The organism is Bradyrhizobium algeriense (genome assembly GCF_003062295.1).
GTDB lineage: Bacteria > Pseudomonadota > Alphaproteobacteria > Rhizobiales > Xanthobacteraceae > Bradyrhizobium > Bradyrhizobium algeriense.
On record NZ_PYCN01000013.1, the window covers coordinates 31,809 to 49,157 of the forward strand.

The 17,349-nt window shown below is 62.0% G+C and carries 18 protein-coding genes; 5 read left to right on the top strand and 13 right to left on the bottom strand.

The window, feature by feature from the left end:
• Positions 1–22 precede the first annotated feature (22 nt).
• The 3 genes from C7G61_RS23485 to C7G61_RS23495 form a co-directional block, all read right to left on the bottom strand.
• A complete protein-coding gene (locus C7G61_RS23485; RefSeq protein ID WP_108518924.1) occupies positions 23–616 on the bottom strand; it encodes a GNAT family N-acetyltransferase in 594 nt (197 codons plus the stop codon).
• A gap of 75 nt (positions 617–691) precedes the next feature.
• Positions 692–1,618, bottom strand: a complete 927-nt coding sequence (locus tag C7G61_RS23490) for an SMP-30/gluconolactonase/LRE family protein (RefSeq protein WP_108518926.1) — start codon at positions 1,616–1,618, stop codon at positions 692–694.
• A 150-nt stretch (positions 1,619–1,768) separates the two neighbouring features.
• A complete protein-coding gene (locus C7G61_RS23495; RefSeq protein ID WP_108518928.1) occupies positions 1,769–2,605 on the bottom strand; it encodes an AraC family transcriptional regulator in 837 nt (278 codons plus the stop codon).
• Positions 2,606–2,724: 119 nt separating this feature from the next.
• Between C7G61_RS23495 and C7G61_RS23500 the strand changes: the two genes are divergently transcribed.
• Entirely contained in the window at positions 2,725–3,831 is a 1,107-nt protein-coding gene (locus tag C7G61_RS23500) for a mandelate racemase/muconate lactonizing enzyme family protein (protein WP_108518930.1), read from the top strand.
• A gap of 16 nt (positions 3,832–3,847) precedes the next feature.
• On the opposite strand, the gene C7G61_RS23505 is transcribed toward C7G61_RS23500, so the two are convergent.
• Complete coding sequence (locus C7G61_RS23505) at positions 3,848–4,237, bottom strand: hypothetical protein (RefSeq protein WP_420836788.1); 390 nt, start codon at positions 4,235–4,237, stop codon at positions 3,848–3,850.
• Positions 4,238–4,418: 181 nt separating this feature from the next.
• Between C7G61_RS23505 and C7G61_RS23510 the strand changes: the two genes are divergently transcribed.
• The gene (locus tag C7G61_RS23510) at positions 4,419–4,634 is read left to right on the top strand and encodes a hypothetical protein (protein WP_108519170.1); all 216 of its coding nucleotides are present in this window, start codon (positions 4,419–4,421) and stop codon (positions 4,632–4,634) included.
• Positions 4,635–4,880: 246 nt separating this feature from the next.
• Here the strand turns inward: C7G61_RS23510 and C7G61_RS23515 are convergent, their stop codons facing one another.
• Together C7G61_RS23515 and C7G61_RS23520 are read right to left on the bottom strand one after the other, a co-directional pair.
• Positions 4,881–5,315: a cupin domain-containing protein gene (locus C7G61_RS23515; RefSeq protein WP_108518933.1), complete on the bottom strand. Its 435-nt coding sequence runs from the start codon at positions 5,313–5,315 to the stop codon at positions 4,881–4,883.
• 307 nt (positions 5,316–5,622) lie between these two features.
• Positions 5,623–6,276 (bottom strand): glutathione S-transferase family protein, encoded by a 654-nt coding sequence (locus C7G61_RS23520; RefSeq protein WP_108518935.1) that lies wholly within the window; start codon positions 6,274–6,276, stop codon positions 5,623–5,625.
• Positions 6,277–6,453: 177 nt separating this feature from the next.
• On the opposite strand from C7G61_RS23520, the gene C7G61_RS23525 reads away from it, so the two are divergent.
• Positions 6,454–7,677: a polyhydroxyalkanoate depolymerase gene (locus C7G61_RS23525; RefSeq protein WP_108518937.1), complete on the top strand. Its 1,224-nt coding sequence runs from the start codon at positions 6,454–6,456 to the stop codon at positions 7,675–7,677.
• Positions 7,678–7,870: 193 nt separating this feature from the next.
• Complete coding sequence (locus C7G61_RS23530) at positions 7,871–8,665, top strand: substrate-binding domain-containing protein (RefSeq protein WP_108518939.1); 795 nt, start codon at positions 7,871–7,873, stop codon at positions 8,663–8,665.
• 93 nt (positions 8,666–8,758) lie between these two features.
• On the opposite strand, the gene C7G61_RS23535 is transcribed toward C7G61_RS23530, so the two are convergent.
• From C7G61_RS23535 to C7G61_RS23565, 7 genes are all read right to left on the bottom strand, one after another.
• Positions 8,759–10,495: a bifunctional protein-serine/threonine kinase/phosphatase gene (locus C7G61_RS23535; protein ID WP_108518941.1), complete on the bottom strand. Its 1,737-nt coding sequence runs from the start codon at positions 10,493–10,495 to the stop codon at positions 8,759–8,761.
• 62 nt (positions 10,496–10,557) lie between these two features.
• The gene (locus C7G61_RS23540) at positions 10,558–11,409 is read right to left on the bottom strand and encodes a formate/nitrite transporter family protein (RefSeq protein ID WP_108518943.1); all 852 of its coding nucleotides are present in this window, start codon (positions 11,407–11,409) and stop codon (positions 10,558–10,560) included.
• Between the two features lie 477 nt (positions 11,410–11,886).
• A complete protein-coding gene (locus tag C7G61_RS23545) occupies positions 11,887–12,630 on the bottom strand; it encodes a hypothetical protein (RefSeq protein WP_108518945.1) in 744 nt (247 codons plus the stop codon).
• A 360-nt stretch (positions 12,631–12,990) separates the two neighbouring features.
• Entirely contained in the window at positions 12,991–13,737 is a 747-nt protein-coding gene (locus tag C7G61_RS23550; protein WP_420836789.1) for a transporter substrate-binding domain-containing protein, read from the bottom strand.
• A 112-nt stretch (positions 13,738–13,849) separates the two neighbouring features.
• On the bottom strand, positions 13,850–14,515 hold the full coding sequence (locus C7G61_RS23555) for an OmpA family protein (protein ID WP_108518949.1): 666 nt from the start codon (positions 14,513–14,515) through the stop codon (positions 13,850–13,852).
• Positions 14,515–14,934, bottom strand: a complete 420-nt coding sequence (locus C7G61_RS23560) for a hypothetical protein (RefSeq protein ID WP_244608435.1) — start codon at positions 14,932–14,934, stop codon at positions 14,515–14,517. Before C7G61_RS23560 ends, C7G61_RS23555 begins: the two co-directional genes overlap by 1 nt.
• A gap of 233 nt (positions 14,935–15,167) precedes the next feature.
• Positions 15,168–16,349, bottom strand: a complete 1,182-nt coding sequence (locus C7G61_RS23565) for an MFS transporter (RefSeq protein ID WP_108518951.1) — start codon at positions 16,347–16,349, stop codon at positions 15,168–15,170.
• Between the two features lie 68 nt (positions 16,350–16,417).
• On the opposite strand from C7G61_RS23565, the gene C7G61_RS23570 reads away from it, so the two are divergent.
• Positions 16,418–17,218, top strand: coding sequence for an AraC family transcriptional regulator (locus tag C7G61_RS23570; RefSeq protein WP_244608436.1), 801 nt, complete (start codon positions 16,418–16,420; stop codon positions 17,216–17,218).
• The last annotated feature ends 131 nt before the right edge of the window (positions 17,219–17,349 follow it).

Below are 17,349 nucleotides of genomic sequence, written 5' to 3' on the forward strand. Positions count from 1 at the left end.
TATCGTTTCTAGCGCGGCCTGTTCACCGCGTCTTTTCGTTGAGTTGATAGGTGAGATGCGCCTTCACCGTCGGCCATTCGCTGGCGATGATGCTGTAAACCACGGTGTCGCGCAACGTGCCGTTCGGCGCGATCTGGTGGCTTCTCAGGATACCGTCCTGCTTGGCGCCCAGACGCTCGATGCCCCGGCGGCTCTGGTGATTGAAGAAATGCGTGCGGAACTCGACCGCAATGCAATTGAGCTGCTCGAAGGCGTGCGTCAGCAGCAACAATTTGCACTGCGTATTGAGCGCGCTGCGCTGCACGCGCCTGGCGTACCACGTCGAGCCGATCTCGACGCGGCGGTTGCCGGCATCGACGTTCATGTAGGTCGTCATGCCGGCAATCTTGCCGTCGGCATCATGCACCGTGAACGGCAGCATCGAACCGGCCGCAAACAGGCCGAGCCGCCGGTCGATTTCCGTTTTCATGTTATCGGCGGTCGGGATCGCGGTGTACCAGAGCTTCCACAGCTCGCCGTCCTTCACGGCTTCCACAAGTCCGTCGATGTGATCGTGCGACAACGGCTCCAGCCGCGCGTGCGCGCCTTGAAGGGTAACCGGTTCAAGAAAGGCCATTCTATAACTCCGCTCTCTCCCCGTCATTGCCTGCGACAAACGCGAAGCGTTTGTCGCAGGCAATGACGGGTACCATCACTTGTTCAAAAAATTCAGCGCCAGACCCGGACGCGCCCAGTCCATGGCGATCAGTTCGCCCTTGCCCGACAGCGTGATGTAGGCGGTCTTCAGCTCGGGCCCGCCGAAGGCGATATTGGTGGTGACACGATCGCCGGTCGGCACCTGCTCGATCAGCGTGCCGTCGGGCGCGATCACCGAGATGCAGCCCGACACCAGCGTCGCCACGCAGACATTCCCGCTCGCCTCCACCGCCATCGAATCGAACATCTGGTAGCCGCCGAGCCCCGCGATCGGCTTGCCGCGCTCGCCGCGATAGATCACGTCGCGCGGCTTGATGGCGCCGGGCTCGGCAATTTCATAGGCCCAGAGCCGCGCCGTCGGCGTCTCCGCGATGTAGACCGTCTTCTCGTCCGGCGACAGGCCGATGCCGTTGGCGGGCAGCACGCCGTGCACGGCCTCGACGATCTCCTTCATGCCCGGCTTGAGATAGTAGAACGCGCCGACATCCATCTCGCGGGCGCGACGCTTGCCGAGGTCGGAGAACCAGAGTCCGCCGTGCCTGTCGAACACCAGGTCGTTCGGCCCGCGCAGGCCGTGCTCGTCGCATCTGTCGACGACGGTTTCGACCTTGCCGCTTTGCAGGTCAACCCGCTGGATCGAGCCGCCCTGATAATCATCGGATTGCGGCCCCGGCATGATCATCTTGCCGGTAGGAATCCAGCTGAAGCCGCCATTGTTGCAGATGTACATCTTGCCGTCGGGCCCGAGCGCTGCGCCATTGGGGCCGCCGGGAATCTGCGCGACCACCTCCTTGCGCCCGTCAGGATAAACCCGCGTCAGCCGCTTGCCGCGGATTTCGACCAGCACGACCGAGCCGTCGGGCATGACGACCGGGCCTTCCGGAAACTCCAGATCGGTGGCGAGAACGCGGATATCGGCCATGAATCCTCCCGGCTTGCTTTTGGCTGCAGGCGGACTTCAGGCTCGACCCCGCACGCGCAACAATTCGTTGCGTCATGTTATGGCAAAGTCGATATCGCTTGCCAAGCAACCGCGGGCAATCCCGCGGCGCAGGGCAGCATTGCGGTGATGCTATTCCCTCACGGGTATCCAAATTTCCAGCCCGCCATTGCCGGTGGCTGGATCGAAATTTTCGTCGTATCGCTCGAAGAACGGCGCGTCGGCCGCCTTCATGCCCGATATCGGCAGCCAGTGATTCCAGATCGTGCTGACGGTGCGGCGAATGCTCGAGATGTGTTCGGCGTGGGTGAACACGGCGTATTTCTGCTCGGGTATCCGTACACGGGAAAATTCGCGCGGCAGGTCTGAGAAGTCGGAAACCTCGACGCCGGCGATATAATCGAAATTGCCGGAATCGTCACCATTGCAGCAGACGCCATAGGCGACTTTTCCGACGCGATCCGGAATATCGTCGACCTTTTGGTGGAAGCGCTGCCATTGATTGGGAATACCGGCGCCGCCGTTTTCATGCGTGCAGCGCTCGCCGATACCGGCGATGAGCAGCGGCTTGGAGGTTTCGAAACGCGGGGGCTTGAGATTGTCGAGCAGGGTTGAATCCATGACGATGGGCTCCTGAAGCTTGAGACGATCGAGGCACGTTGCGGCGCGAACCGCCTCGGGCGTGACGCCGAAGTGGTCGCGGAACGCGCGGGTGAAAGCTTCGTGAGAGCCGTAGTCCGCATCCAGGGCGAGGCTGAGAATATCGGGCGCGCCGGCCGCGAGTGCCTGCGCGGCCTTGCTGAGCCGGCGGGCACGCACATAGCGCATGACCGAAAACCCGGTGGCCGCGGCAAACGCCCGCACCAGATGGAAGCGCGAGACGCCGGCAACGCCGGCGATCTCATCAAGCGTCAGCGGCTTGGCGAGATGGCTTTCGATGTACCAGAGCGCTTTCTGAGCCGGATTCATGACTGACAGCTTTCATGCGAAGCGTCCGCATTATGATCTGATGCTGCGCGCTTCATTTGACAGTCCTTGCTCTCCGTTCCTGCCGCTGACAATGTATCGGAGCGCGATGGGAGGGAACCATGCTGATCACCAATGTCAGGGCGCACCATATCCGCATCCCCTATGACGCCGGGGTGGCGAGCTTCAGGCAAGGCGCGTCCGCCATATCCGCGCTGGAAATCGTCATGGTCGAGGTTTCCACCGATGCCGGCATCACCGGTTGGGGCGATGCCTTTGCGTATGTCTGTCCACGGACAACATACACTGCCATCGAGGAAATGATCGCGCCGCAGGCGCAGGGCCTCGAGGTTCCCGACGCAACTGATATTCCCGCCTTCATGGAACAGATCCAGCGCAACCTGCATCTGTTCGGCCGCTATGGCATCACCATGTTCGCGATATCGGCGCTCGACATCGCGCTGTGGGATCTTGCCGCCAAGGCGAAGGGCGTGCCGTTGCATCGGTTGATCGGCGCGGCGAAACGCACGCGGATTCCTGCCTATGCAAGCCTGCTACGGATCGGCAAACCGGAATTGATCGCAAGCGAATGCGAGACCGCGCTGCGGCGGGGTTACAAGGCGATCAAATTGCATGAGACCACAACGCCTGCGGTATTTGCCGCGCGGCAGGCGATCGGTCCCGGTATTCCGTTGATGGTCGACCTGAACTGCCCGCTGAATGGCGAGGCTGCGATCGCATTCGCGCATTCCTGCCGCGACGCCGCGCCGATGTTCATCGAAGAGCCGGTCTGGCCGCCGGAGGATTTTGCAACGCTTGCCGAAGTGCGAACCAAAGGCGGGCTCAACGTTGCAGCCGGTGAGAACGCCTGCACGGTTCATCAGTTCAAGCAGATGATGAAGGCGGGTGCGGTAAGCCACGCGCAACCCTCCGTCATCAAGGTTGGCGGCATCACCGAATATCTGAAGGTCGCAGCATTGGCCGACGAACTCGGCGTCAGGCTGGCGCCGCATTCGCCGTATTTCGGGCCGGGCTTGCTGGCGACGCTGCAGCTGATGTCGCTGCGCGACGACGCAAGCTTCGTCGAGGTGTTTTACATGAAGCGCGCCGCATGCCTGTGGCGCGGCCGCATCGACGTCGATGCCAACGGCGATGTCGAGGTCCCCCCGGGGCCCGGGCTCGGTTATGAACCGGACAAGGCCGTCATGGAGCAATACCGGGTGTCCTGACCGCGGGGACGGGAAGCTACTTCGTGCCGTCCTTGGTCGGCGCCGCATCCTTCGCAGCCGGCGCCGCATCCTTCGCGGGCGCTGCGGCCTTCTTCGCGTCTTCCGCCGCCTTCTGCGCCGACTGCAACTCGCTAACGACCTTCTGCAAGCCAATGACCGCGTTCTTCAGCGCCTCGATCTGCCGGTTGCCGGCGTCGATCTTCTGCTGATGGTCCATCGTGAGTTTGTTAATCGTCTTCTGCAGGAAGTCGACATTGCTTTGCAGGCACGAGGTGCGCCGCTCCATGGTTTTTTCCACAGTGCAGATCTCGATGCCGGGAACGTCCTGCGCGTGAACGGTCGCCGGCCATGAAACCATCAGCAGCGCGAAAGCGGCAAAGTTGATCCTGGCCATCGAAGCAATCATCAAATCCTCATTCAACTGCATCCAGCGCGGGGAACGTCCATCACGGCAATTTGCACGAAGCAAACCGCCCACCCCAGTGATACCATACTGATACCTCATTCAGGCGTTGTGCTTCATCCTGTTAACGGTGGATGGATTTTGCCGCGCGCCTCAAACGGCCGCAGCAATGGAGATTGATTATATGGCAACGCGTGAAAAGCGGCTGGCGCAGTTCGACGGGAACGGGGCTCCGCCGCCCGACCAGCCGGTGGAAGTTCTTTGCGAGGATCACAGCGGAACCTATCAACTGCCCTTCGCCTGTCGCTGGATCGATGGCCAATGGCGCAATGACAGGACCGGCGGCATGGTCGAGGCCACGGTGGTCGGCTGGCGGCTACCACGCTCCAGCGCGATGTGAGCTTTGGCGCAACCGAAAAAGGCCCTCGCATTGTGCCAGAATGCGACGGAACCGCGCGTGATCTTTACGTTCGGAACGGCGATGGAACGAATCGCGCCCGAATCACTGATTCAGCGCCGTACTCCGTTGTTCACGGCTAGATGTCGTCCGCAATCCGAGGCGGCGCACCACATCCAGCACCACGACAATCGGCCCGCGGCCAGCGGCCGACGACGAAGGTTAATTCCTCGGGCGACGACATAGCGGTCACTTCCAGGGGGTCGGCGGCGGCACCTTGTCGACGGCCGGCGGCACGTCGACAGTCCTGAAATCGGCCGGGCTGACGATCTCGAGATACTCCATGTCCTCCGAGTAGTCGTACAGGTAGTGCGTGATGCCGGGCCGCTGGTGGACGACGTCGCCGGCCTGCACCAGGGTCGACTTGTCCTCATACATGAAGCGCGCCCAGCCCTTGGTCATGATCACGATCTGGAATTCGCATTCGTGCTTGTGCCAGCCGGTGCCCTCCTCGGGCGGCAGATCGGGATTGGCCTTGACCAGATGGCAGATCACCTGCCCGCCGGTGGCGTCGGCGATGCCGAGATCGCGATACAGGAAGAAGTCGCGCAGACCCCCGCCCTTGAATTCGGTATCGCCGGGTTTGACGTGAGAGAATTTGCTGACGACAGCCTGCTTGTTCATGGAAGCCTCCACGGTTCTTGTTCGCGAGATCGCGACCGGCGAAGGCGTCCAAATTTTCGGCAGCGTCGCATCGTCGCGTTCACGGCTGCATGTTGCTATGCGAAATCCGCGCCACGCGCGCTGCAGTGCGGCGATCCCGCCGGCATCGGTGCACCGAACCGCTTGGCCGCAGGCAGGAATCTGGTTTCAGCGGCCTGTGAATAACGGCCAGGTGGCCGGTCGCGCCGCGCTCACGGCTGGCTCCGACGTGAGCATAACCTGCCCGAAGCTTGAGCCCTTCGAACAGGCAAGGCCGCGCCAGGCCTGCCTAATATTCGACCTCGAGCTCTTCGATGTCGGCGGGCTCCGCCTTGGCGGCCTCGATCCATTCCTGCATCTCGGGCATCGCCATGATGGTGCTGGCGTAGGCCGCAAGCCGTGGTTCGAGCTTCACATCATAGGTCATGAAGCGGGTGACGACCGGCGCGTACATCGCATCCGCCATGGTGCGTTCGCCGAACAGGAACGGCCCGCCGGACTCCGCGAGGCACTCGCGCCAGATGGTGCAGACCCGGTCGATATCGGCCTGCGCGCGCGACCAGATCTTGAAGCCCGGGAAATGGCCCTTCAGGTTGACCGGCAGCGAGGCGCGCAGCGTGGTGAAGCCGGAATGGATTTCGCCGCAGATCGAGCGGCAATGCGCACGCTGGATGCGGTCCGCCGGCAACAGGCCGGCGTCCGGCATGATCTCGTTGAGGTATTCCGCAATCGCCAGCGTATCCCAGACGGTGGCGCCGTCATGGCGCAGGCACGGCACCAGGATCGATGACGACAGCAGCAGGATTTCGGCCCGCGCCGACGCATCGTCGGGGGCGGTGATGACCTCCTCGAATTCCAGCCCTGCGAATTTCGCCAACAGCCAGCCGCGCAGCGACCAGGACGAGTAATTCTTGCTGGAAATGGTCAGTGTGGTCTTCGCCATATGGCCTTCCCTCGAACCCCAAAACGCCCCCCGCGCAGGCATGGGCAGCCAGCCGCGCCGCCGCCCAATGCCTGTGCGTCAGGCATTTGCGGAGCAAGCCACGTGCCAGTTTTAAAGGCGGCCGGGCCGGCTCTGGCGTCGATATTGCATGGTATCACCGGACGGGGGCGGACGTGAATGATGTCAATGATGTACCAGGCCTATCAGAACCACATGGACCTGACGTCGCCGTGGCGGACCGGGGCCGCGGCGGGGCTGAAATATCTCAATCTGGTGCCGCAGGGCGTCTCCGACAGGTTATTTCGCCGGCTCGCCGCTTCGCTCGAATTGATTTCGCGCTCCTCGCTGACCTATGCGCGGCCGGCCTATGGCATCGACAAGATACTGGTCGGCAATCAGGAGTTGGAGGTAACCGAGGAAGTCACCTTCGCCACCCCGTTCGGGTCGCTGCTGCATTTCAAGAAGGAGAACGCGCCGGAGCAGCCGCGGCTGTTGCTGGTGGCGCCGATGTCCGGCCATTTCGCCACCCTGTTGCGCGGCACCGTGAAGACGCTGCTGCAGGACCACGACGTCTACATCACCGACTGGCACAATCCGCGCGACATTCCACTTGGCCACGGCCGCTTCGGGCTGGAGGACTACACCGACCACCTGATCACCTTCCTCGACAAGATCGGTCCGCGCGCGCACATGGTCGCGATCTGCCAGCCATCAGTATCGGCGCTGGCCGCCGCCGCCGTGATGTCAGAGGACAATCATCCCGCCCGCCCGGCCACGCTGACCCTGATGGCCGGGCCGATCGACACGCGGATCCAGCCGACCAAGGTCAACGGATTCGCCAAGAGCAAGCCGATCAACTGGTTCGAAAAAAACCTGATCAACTACGTGCCGGTGCAATGCAAGGGCGCGTTCCGCAAGGTCTATCCCGGCTTCGTGCAGCTGACCGCCTTCGTATCGATGAATCTGGAGCGGCACATCAAGCAGCACATCGACCTCGCCAATCACCTGGCGAAGGGCGAGAAAGAGAAGGCGGAAATCATCAAGAGCTTCTACGACGAGTATTTCGCCGTGATGGACCTGCCCGCGGAATTCTACATCGAGACCGTGCGCGACGTATTTCAGGAGCACCTGTTGCCGCAAGGCAAACTGATGCATCGCGGCCGTCCCGTGAACCCGGCCTCGATCAGGCGCATGGGCCTGATGACGGTCGAGGGCGAAAAGGACGACATCTGCTCGATCGGCCAGACCCTGGCGGCGCAGGACCTCTGCACCGGCGTGCGCGCCTATCGCAAGGTGCACCACATGCAGGCCGGCGTCGGCCATTACGGCGTGTTCTCCGGCAAGCGCTGGAACAACGAGATCTATCCGCTGCTGCGGGATTTCGTGCACGTGAATTCGTGAGGCTGTTCCTCCGACCTCTCCACGTCATTGCGAGCGCAGCGAAGCAATCCATCGCTTCGCATGCTCGGAGGGATGGATTGCTTCGTCGCTGCGCTCCTCGCAATGACGGAGAAGCGGCTCTAGCCGCCTTCCCGTTCGCGCGCTAACATCCTGCCAAGGCCGACCGCTCAAGAGTCGTCCGGGAGGAACCATCATGCGTCTTTCGATCCATTTCCGCGCGTTCGCGCTGGCCATTCTCGGCGTATTCTTGCTGACCGTTACGGCCGGCGCTGCCGAGGTGCACGTGATGATCTCGGGCGGACTGGCCGCGGCCTACAAGGCGCTGGTTCCTGAATTTGAGCGCAGCACCGGCCACAAGGTGCTGACTGCCTACGGGCCGTCGATGGGCACGACGACCAACGCCATACCCGTGCGGCTGGAGCGCGGCGAGCCTGCGGATGTCCTGATCATGGTCGGCTATGCGCTCGACGATCTCGCCAGGAAGGGAAAGGCGATCGCCGACAGCAAGGTCGATCTCGTCAAATCGCCGATCGGGGTCGCGGTGAAATCGGGAACGCCGAAGCCGGATATCAGCACACCCGATGCGCTCAAGCGCGCGCTGCTGGCGGTGAAGACCGTCGCCTATTCCGACAGTGCCAGCGGCGTCTATGTCTCGACCGAGATGTTCGGCAAGCTCGGCATTGCCGACGAAATGAAGGACAAGGCGCGGAAGGTCCCGGCCACGCCCGTCGGCGAGATCGTCGCGCGCGGTGACGCCGAGATCGGCTTCCAGCAGATGAGCGAATTGAAGCCGGTGGAAGGCATCGACATCGTCGGACCCTTGCCGGACGAATTGCAGAAGATCACGGTGTTTTCCGCAAGCATCGCCACCGTCTCCAAGGAGCCCGACGCCGGCAAGGCGCTGATCAAGTTCCTCGCCTCGCCCGCCGCCCGCCCCGAGATCGTCAAGAGCGGCATGGACCCGATACCGGCGGGCGCGACGAACTAAAGCACCGCAGGGCCTGGGCACAAAATCGCGAAAACAACCCCATGCAAAGTAGGGCTTGCGTCCCGAGAAAAGCCAGATGCGGACCGGGGCGCTCTACCGATGCATCCCGTGCTGCATGGCCAGCAGCACGATCACGGTCAGCGCCAGCACGACGGTCGTGCTTTTCCAGAACAGCAGCGGATTGCGCTCGATCAGCGGCGTCGATGATGTCGAGAGATAGTTCGCATTGGGATGACGCAGGTCGAACAGGAATTCCGAAAAACTGTCATAGCGCTTGTAGGGATTGGGATGCACGGCCTTTTCGAGCGTGCCGTCGATCCATTGCGGCAATTCCCGGTCGCCATGCGACGCCGGACGGTAGACCAGCCTGTTGAACTGCGATCGCGTCCGCGCGTTCGCGATCTGCGCACCATAGGGCAGCTTTCCCGTCAGCATCTGATAGGTGATGACACCGAGCGAGAACAGGTCGGAGCGCGACGTCGCCGGCTCGCCGAGAAAATATTCGGGTGCGGTGTATTGCTGCGTGCCGAGAATGTCGTTGTGCATGCCTGATGGCTCCGCCTCGACGACGCCAGTGATTTTCGTCGACCCAAAATCGATGATCTTCACCGTACCCGTGGCGTCGATCATGATGTTGTCGGGCCTGACGTCCTGGTGCAGCATCTCCTTGCGGTGGAAGGCGCGCAGCCCTTTTGCAATTTGCTCGACGATGCCGCGCACGGTTTCCAGCCCTGGCTTTGGATTGTCGATCATCCATTGCGTCAGCGTTTGGCCGTCGATGTATTCGGTCGTGACATAGAGGAAATTGCGCTTGCGCTGCAGCAGGCAGGGTTTCAGCACATGCGGGCTGTCGATCCGCCGTCCCACCCACTCCTCCATCATGAACCGCTTCAAATAGGCGGGATCGTCGCGCAGATCGATCGACGGAATTTTTATGGTAACCACGGCGTCGGTTTCGATATCGACGGCGAGATAGATGTGGCTGCGGCTGGAGCCGTGCAACTCGCGGACGATCCGGTAGCCGTCGAAAACCGCCCTCGCCTCCAACAGCGGCGGCAGCGGTAGCTCATGCGGCTGCGCGAACACTTCGCTTGCGGCGCCATCGGGCACCTCATCGACGCGGACGATCTGGACCGTGAGATTGTCCGCGCTGCCAGCTTCAAAAGCCTGGTCGACAATCGCCTTCGCGGCCGCGTCGAGATCGGCACCGCCTTCGTTCACCGCCTTTGCAATGCGGCGGGCGCTGAGATGCTCGTAGATACCGTCGGTCGCCAGCACAAAGACGTCGCCCGGCTCGAGCCGCAGCATCTGGTAGTCGATCTCGATTTGCGGATTTACGCCAAGCGCCCGGCCGAGATAGCTCTGCTGCGAGGAGATGACAACGCGGTGGTCATTGGTCAATTGCTCCAGCGTGTTGCCGGAGAGACGATAGATGCGGGAATCGCCGATGTGAAAGAGATGCGCCGTGGTCGACTTGATGACCATGGCGGAGAGCGTACAGACATAACCGCGGTCCTTGTCATAGGCATACTGGCTGCGCGTCTGCGAATGCAGCCAGGAATTGGTCGCCTCCAGCACGCGCTGCGCCGAGGTGCGCACCGACCAGGATTCCGAGGTGCAGTAATAGTCGGTCAAAAACCCCTTGACCGCCGATTCCGCGGCGACCCGGCTGACCTTGCTCGTGCTGATGCCGTCGGCCAGCACGATGGAAATGCCCTTGAGGCTGAGCAGCGGCTCGTCCGGTATCAGGACGCCATGGAAATCCTGGTTGGTTTCCTTGAGGCCCTTATCGGAAAATTGTCCGACCGATATTTTCAGCTCACGCGGCATTCCCGGCTTTCACGACAATGGGCCTCTCCCCTTGCGAGGAGAGGCCCATCCTCATCTTAAGATCAAGCGGCAATGCGCGAGGACGGCCGCGAAGATGCCGCAGCCGACGCGCTGCGCGACGGGCCGGTCTTGATGTGGGTGGCGTACAGCGTCAGCCCGGTGAAAGCGAGACCGCCGACGAGGTTACCGATGACGGTCGGGATCTCGTTCCAGAAAATATAATCCCACCAGGTGAACTTGCCGCCGAGCAAAAGGCCGGACGGGAACAGGAACATGTTCACGATGGAATGCTCGAAGGTCATGAAGAAGAACAGCATGATCGGCATCCACATCGCGATCACCTTGCCGCTGACGTGCGTGGAAATCATCGCGCCGACCACGCCGGCCGAGACCATCCAGTTGCAGAGCATGCCGCGGACGAACAGCGTGAGCATGCCGGCCGCGCCATGATTGGCATAGCCGACGGTGCGGCTCTCGCCGATCGTGCCGATCACCTGGCCGACCTTGTCCGGTGGCTGCGACCAGCCGAAGGTGAACACGATCGCCATCATCACGGCGACCGTGAAGGCGCCGGCGAAATTGCCGATGAAGACGAGGCCCCAGTTGCGCAGCACGCCGCCAAGCGTCACGCCAGGGCGCTTGTCGATCAGCGCCAACGGCGCCAGCACGAACACGCCGGTGAGCAAGTCGAAGCCAAGCAGATACAACATGCAGAAGCCGACCGGGAACAGCGCGGCGCCGACGATCGGCACGCCGGTCTGCACGTTGATGGTGATCGCAAACGCCGCGGCGAGCGCGAGGATCGCGCCGGCCATGTAGGCGCGGATGACCGTATCGCGCGTCGACATGAAGATTTTGGATTCTCCGGCGTCGACCATCTTGGTCACGAATTCCGAAGGCGCGAGATAGGCCATTCCAGTTCCCCTTTCGAGACAACGTTGAAGCGCGCCGGATGCTGCGCAGCCGTGCACCGATTAAGTGAAAAAATCTTGCCGTCCTCGTGCGCGACAAATCCCGCGCCGCCTTTGAACGGCACAGAACGACGCAGGTCACGCCCGATCAGAAACTGGAGATGCGCGAGCTATCGTGAGGTGGTCCAGAAGACTGCTCGAAGCGCCTCACGTGAGGCCGCTTGATCCCAACGCCTTCGGCCAACGCTGGCCTTGGCAATCCGAAAGGACGGCAGTCGTCATTGACTGAGACAGGATTAAGCAATCGATGTGCCAACCCGAAATCGAGCCATAGGTTCAAAAAAGCGCGTATTTCTACGTGGTTATGGCCCTATCGCGCGGTGCCCTTACCGAAGCGAATGCCTTGTATTTGTGCAGTTGCACATATGTTAGCGCCTGCCGCGCAGGAAGGGAGTTCTCGACATCCAGCAATTCGCGCCATCATTCCGCGGCTTGCCGATGGTTCGATCGCGGCCCCGATTGGACGTCGCCGCCTTCCGAGGTCCCTGAGGCATGCGGCGCATCGGTCTGTTCCTCGTCCGCAGGTGGCGAAGGTGGTTGGGGTTGATCTTCACCGCGATTGCCGAGGAAACGCCGGTGCAGTTTTTCGCCCTGGTCGAAAATAATGTTGAGCAGCCAGCCTGCGATTGGTCGCGCGATCGCACGAAACGGTTTGGCGATGATGAAACCGCCTTTGACATTTTCGATCGGGAAGGCCAATGCGTTGATCAGCGTATCGGCGGAAACGTGCCGGTAATTTTCCGCCAAATGCTCGGTGTTCATCAGCATCTGGATGGCAGGTTTGTCGCTTTCACCGTCCACCAGGATTTTCGAGGAGAACTTATTGTCCGAGCCGGCTAGTGCATTGGCCTCTGCCGTTGCGATGGGATGCAAGCGCACCACGCTGGCTTCGGTTTGCTGGCGGTAATGCACGGCCAGCGTAAGCTCGCCCATCTGCACCGCAGCCAGCAACGTATTGAGATAGTCGGCATCGGGCTCGGGTTTGTCGAAACTTACGCCTGGAACCATCTCTATGATATCGAGAATGCGGCCCAGATCAGCGGCCGCCGCGGCGCGGTTAGCAAGACTGGCGGCTAGGTCCGCAATTGCCCTGGAGGCGTTCGCGAACCGTCCGCTGACGCTTTTCATGGCGCCTGCGGCCAGATTTTTGAGTTTTGAAAGCACACCTAGCCCCTTCGCGAATTTCCGGCATAGCTTAGAAATGACAGATGAATGCGTCAATTGGCGCATAGAGCGGCGCCCTGTATACCCGGCCGCGCGCGGCGCAACGCGACCTCTACTGAGGGTGACTTTGTTGCCGCCTGAGATGCACTAGCTGCGGCAACCTGGGCTTTGTGAATCTGCCGCTCAACAGGAACGAGGTATCGACTTTTAGACGCACAACGGTCACTTGCTGCTGCATTCAGACATTTCCGCTTCTGGCCCTTCGCGACATATTGCGCCGCCGCGCAAGTTTGGTCGCTCAAGAGGCAAACCGGACACAATCTTCGTCGCGTCACGCCCCCAAGTTTATGGGTGCGCGGCCTACTTCGTCTGCGTCCGCACCGGCCGGTCCTTCAGGCCGTTATTGTCATAGGCCTTGCGCAGCGTGCCGTTCGCGATCGCCTCGGTCAGAAACTTCTCCGCAAACGCCAGCGAGAGCGGATGATTGGGCGGCACCGCGACCGCCGTGACCGTCTGCTTGAAGGTTTCGTCGAGCACGCGGGTGCCCGGGATCTGTTTTGCCATGGCGTTGAGCTGGTCGCGCGACAGCGCGAACGCGTCAATCTCGCCCGCTTTGAGCAGGCCGAAGATCTCGTCGTAGGTCTGGTAGCCTGTCACCTTGGCGTTCTTCAGATGCGCGATGGCGCCGCGCATCGTGGTCGTGTTGTTGACCGCGGCGACCTTGATCCCGGGCTGGTCGAGCGCTGCGAAATTCGTGATCGGCGAGCCCGGCTTGACGATGTAGGTCGCGTCCGCAACCTCATAGATCGGCCCGAACGACATCCTGCCCTCACGTTCCGGATCTTTCGGCAGGAAGGTGACGTCCCAGGTGCCCTTCGACGCCGCATCGACGATCTGACCGGAATTGTTGTGCGCGACATATTCGACGGGCACGCCAAGTTGCTCTGCCATCGCCTTGCCGAGATCGACCGGCACGCCGGCATAGCCGGTTTCGGTCCTGGTCGACCAGAACGCGCCACCGGCCGGACTGATCGCAATCGCCACCCGCAGCTTGCCGGTCGGCGCGATTTCATCCTTCAAGGCATCGGCAGCGGCGGGCGCCGTCATCATCACTGCTACTCCCAGAAAGAGGCCGGCCATTTTCGGCGAAGGTTGATTGAACATCGGGTGCTCCTTCCCCAGCCGGCGGCTGGCGTCGCGCTCACCCTTTCACGGATGATCAGCGCTTCTTTTTCTTGGCCGCAGCGGGGCCTTTTTGTGCCGCTGCAGCCGGCGTTGCCGGATCGGCCGTTTCGAACTTGCCGATCGCAATGATCTGGACGCGCGCATTGGCTGGCGACGCCGGACGATTGACATCCTGCAACTGTTCTTCGCCGAGTCCAAGGGCCTGCAATCGCTTCGGTGCAACCTTGAAGGTGTTCACCAGCACATCCCGGACCGATTCGGCGCGCCGCTGGCTCAGGATCAGATTGTGGTCGCGTCTTCCGGCAGACTCGACATGATCGACGATCAGATAGCGATAGGGTCGCGTCTTCGGATCTGTGAGCGCGTCGGCGATGCTGCCGATCGTCTGGTAGGAGGCCGGCCGGATCAGGGACGAGTCCTGGTCGAACACGACGTCGAAACGGATTTGCGGCAGTTTGGTCAGTTGGGGCGCGATCGGCGGCCGCTTTTGCGGCTGGGCATCGGCCCTCGCCTTGATGCGGTCGGCAGCCTGCTGGCGCAGGGCCGCCAGATCGATATCCGACTCGGCCTCAACGGCAAGCTTCTCAATGATATCGCCAGTCGACGTCGCCGTTTGCGCGCGTGCGGCCGTCGGCAAGACAAACAGGGCCACGGCGCCCAGCACGAGAGCGATACCGCGCGGCTTCTTTCCCCAAAGCATCAGCGATACCCCGCTGCGCTGATCGCCTTGTTGCAGTTCGGGGTCGCCTTCTTGGTCTGGTCCAACAGGCATTGCAGACCCTTGACGGGATCCTGCCGAACCTCGCCGCAAAGGTGTTTCAATTCCCAATTGCACAGTTTTACAAGCGAGGTGCGCGCGGTAATGCGCTGCTGGATCGCCCCGAGGGCCTGGGGATAATCGGCCTTGCACTTCGCCGACACCACGTCCTGGTTGCGGCCCAGGCACTCCTTCAGGCGCGTCGCGTCGAGATTGACGCCGCGGCAATTGTCATCGATGTCCTTGCCGCAGCTCGCGGCCAGCATGGCTCCGGCCTCCTCGAATTTCATGGACTGCTGCGCCGCCGCGAGCGAGGGCACCAATATCGCAATGATGAACAGGAAAAGCCGGATTCGGGTCATGCGCGCACCTCACACAAGGAGGGTGGCGATGGTCAAGTGTTCTGTTTGGGTTCACGGCCCGTACAGTTGCGCTATTGCGCCGCAGCAAATCGTCACGAGCAGCCGCGTCGTGCGCACACGTGCCTGATATTCCAAGCTTTCCAGGCTGTGAGTAACCCATGCGCAGCCGCCGGCACCATGACCGAATGATGACGCCATGAGTTCGACCGCCCGCTGCCGAAGATCGAATGACCTCACGGCGCGGTCTGCGCCGCCGGCACCTTGATCTCCTGCGGCAGGATGAGCGCCGCCACGATCACCAGCAGGCACAGCGCGCCGAACGCCTGCAGCATGGTGGCGAAGCCGCCTCTTTCATAGAGCCACGCCACCAGGCCGACGGATGCGCCCGCCGCGGTAAAGCCGATGAAGTAGCGCACCGAATAGGCGCGCGAACGCCATTCCTCGCTGGTGTATTTGCCGACCATGGCGTCGTTGACGGTGACCTGCCCAAACGCGCCCATCACGATGCCGATGGAGGCGATGATCAGCGGCAGGTTCGACAGCGTCGCCGCGAAATACATGAACGGCGCCAGCAAAAACGACAGCGGCAGCATCACAGTCTTCAGCGAATAATGGTCGATCAGCTTGCCGATGGTATACTGCGTCATCGCGCCGAAGACATAGACGCCGGCCGCGATGACCCCGAGCAACGCCGGGCTGTCGGTCACGCCGGCAAGCCGCTCGGCGAACAGTTTCGGCATCGCCACGGTAATGGCGTTGAACGTGGTGGATATCGCGATCACCACGATCAGCAAGGCCAGCAACACCCGCCACATGTCCTCTTTCGCCACCCTGGCCTGCGCCGCCGCCTGCCTGGTGCCGGTTCGGTCCTCGTGCACCACCATCAGCGCAAAGGCCACGCCGATCAGCATGGTGACGATGCCCGGGACGATAAAGGCCCAGCGCCAGCCGAGATATTGCCCGATCACCCCGGTGACCAGCGCCGAGGACGCCACGCCGAGATTGCCCCAGACGCCGTTCAGGCCCATCTCGCGGCCGAGCTTGTCGGCATAGGACACGATCATCGCGGTGCCGACGGGATGATAGATCGAGGCGAACAGGCCGATCGCCAGCAGCGCCGCGCCGAGCTGCAGCGGGCTCGAGACGACGCCGACCGCGATCATCGACGCGCCGATGCCCAAGAAGAAGATCACCATCATGTGGCGGCGGCTCCAGCGGTCGCCGAGCCAGCCGGTGATCAGCGAGCCCGCACCAAAGGCGACGAAGCCCGGGGTGGCGTAAGGCAGCAGTTCCGAATAGGCCATGCCGAGCGCCGGCCCCATGATGATGACGGCTGCGGCGAAGATCAGCATCGCATAATGGTCGATGAAATGGGCGGCGTTGACGAAAGTGATCACCCGGCTGGGGCTGTTCATGGTCGATTCCCGAATCCCGCAATTTTCCGAAATAGGTTATACGGGGTTGTCCTGACGGGATGTCGCCAATGAATATCGCCGAAAAGCCAATTGCCGCCATTATCGGCCGCCTCACCTCGACCGGCGACGGCATCCACATGATCGCCAACAGCTACAAGAAGGGCGTCCGGCTCGACACCCACATGCACCGCGAGGCGCAGCTCGTCTATGCCGCCAAAGGCACGATGCAGGTGACGACGCCGAAAGGCCGCTGGCTGGTGCCGCCGGACCGCGCGGTGTGGGTGCCTGCGCTGTCGGAGCATGCGATCGACGTGCTCGCCGATATCGAGATGCGGACGCTCTATTTCGAACTGGACTGGCTGCAGCGCGAAGCGCGCAGCCACAGCCTGGATGCGGAATTCGTGGTGCGGGTGTCGCCGCTGCTGCACCAGACGATCTTGGCGCTGTTCGACGATCGCGGCGACCGGGAACGTACCGCGCTGCTGCTGCAGCTGGTGATGATGGAATTGGACCAGGCGGAGGATTCCGCGACCTTCATCCCGCTGCCACATGAGCCGCGCTGCCGGCGCGCCGCCGACATCGTGCTGGCGGACCCGACCGGCGACCATGAGATCGAGACGCTGGCGCGCGAGGTCGGCACCTCGGTGCGGACGCTGTCGCGGCTGTTCTCGTCGGAAACGCAATTGAGCTTCAAGAGCTGGTGCCAGCGCGCCCGCATCGCTGCCGCGATCGAGAAGCTGTCGACGGAGGCGAGCGTCTCGGTCAAGCAGCTTGCCTCGGATCTGGGCTATGCGAGTGTGCCTGCGTTTTCCCATGCCTTCCGGCAGGTTACCGGAAAAACGCCGACGGAATTTGCCGGGAAGGAGTAAACCGGGGATACGCGGGCTTGACCCGCGTATCCATCACCTTCGTAAAATGCTTTTTCCGAGAAGGAGATGGATGGCCGGGTCAAGCCCGGCCATGACGATGCTTTTAGAGGCATGACATATTTACGTACGAT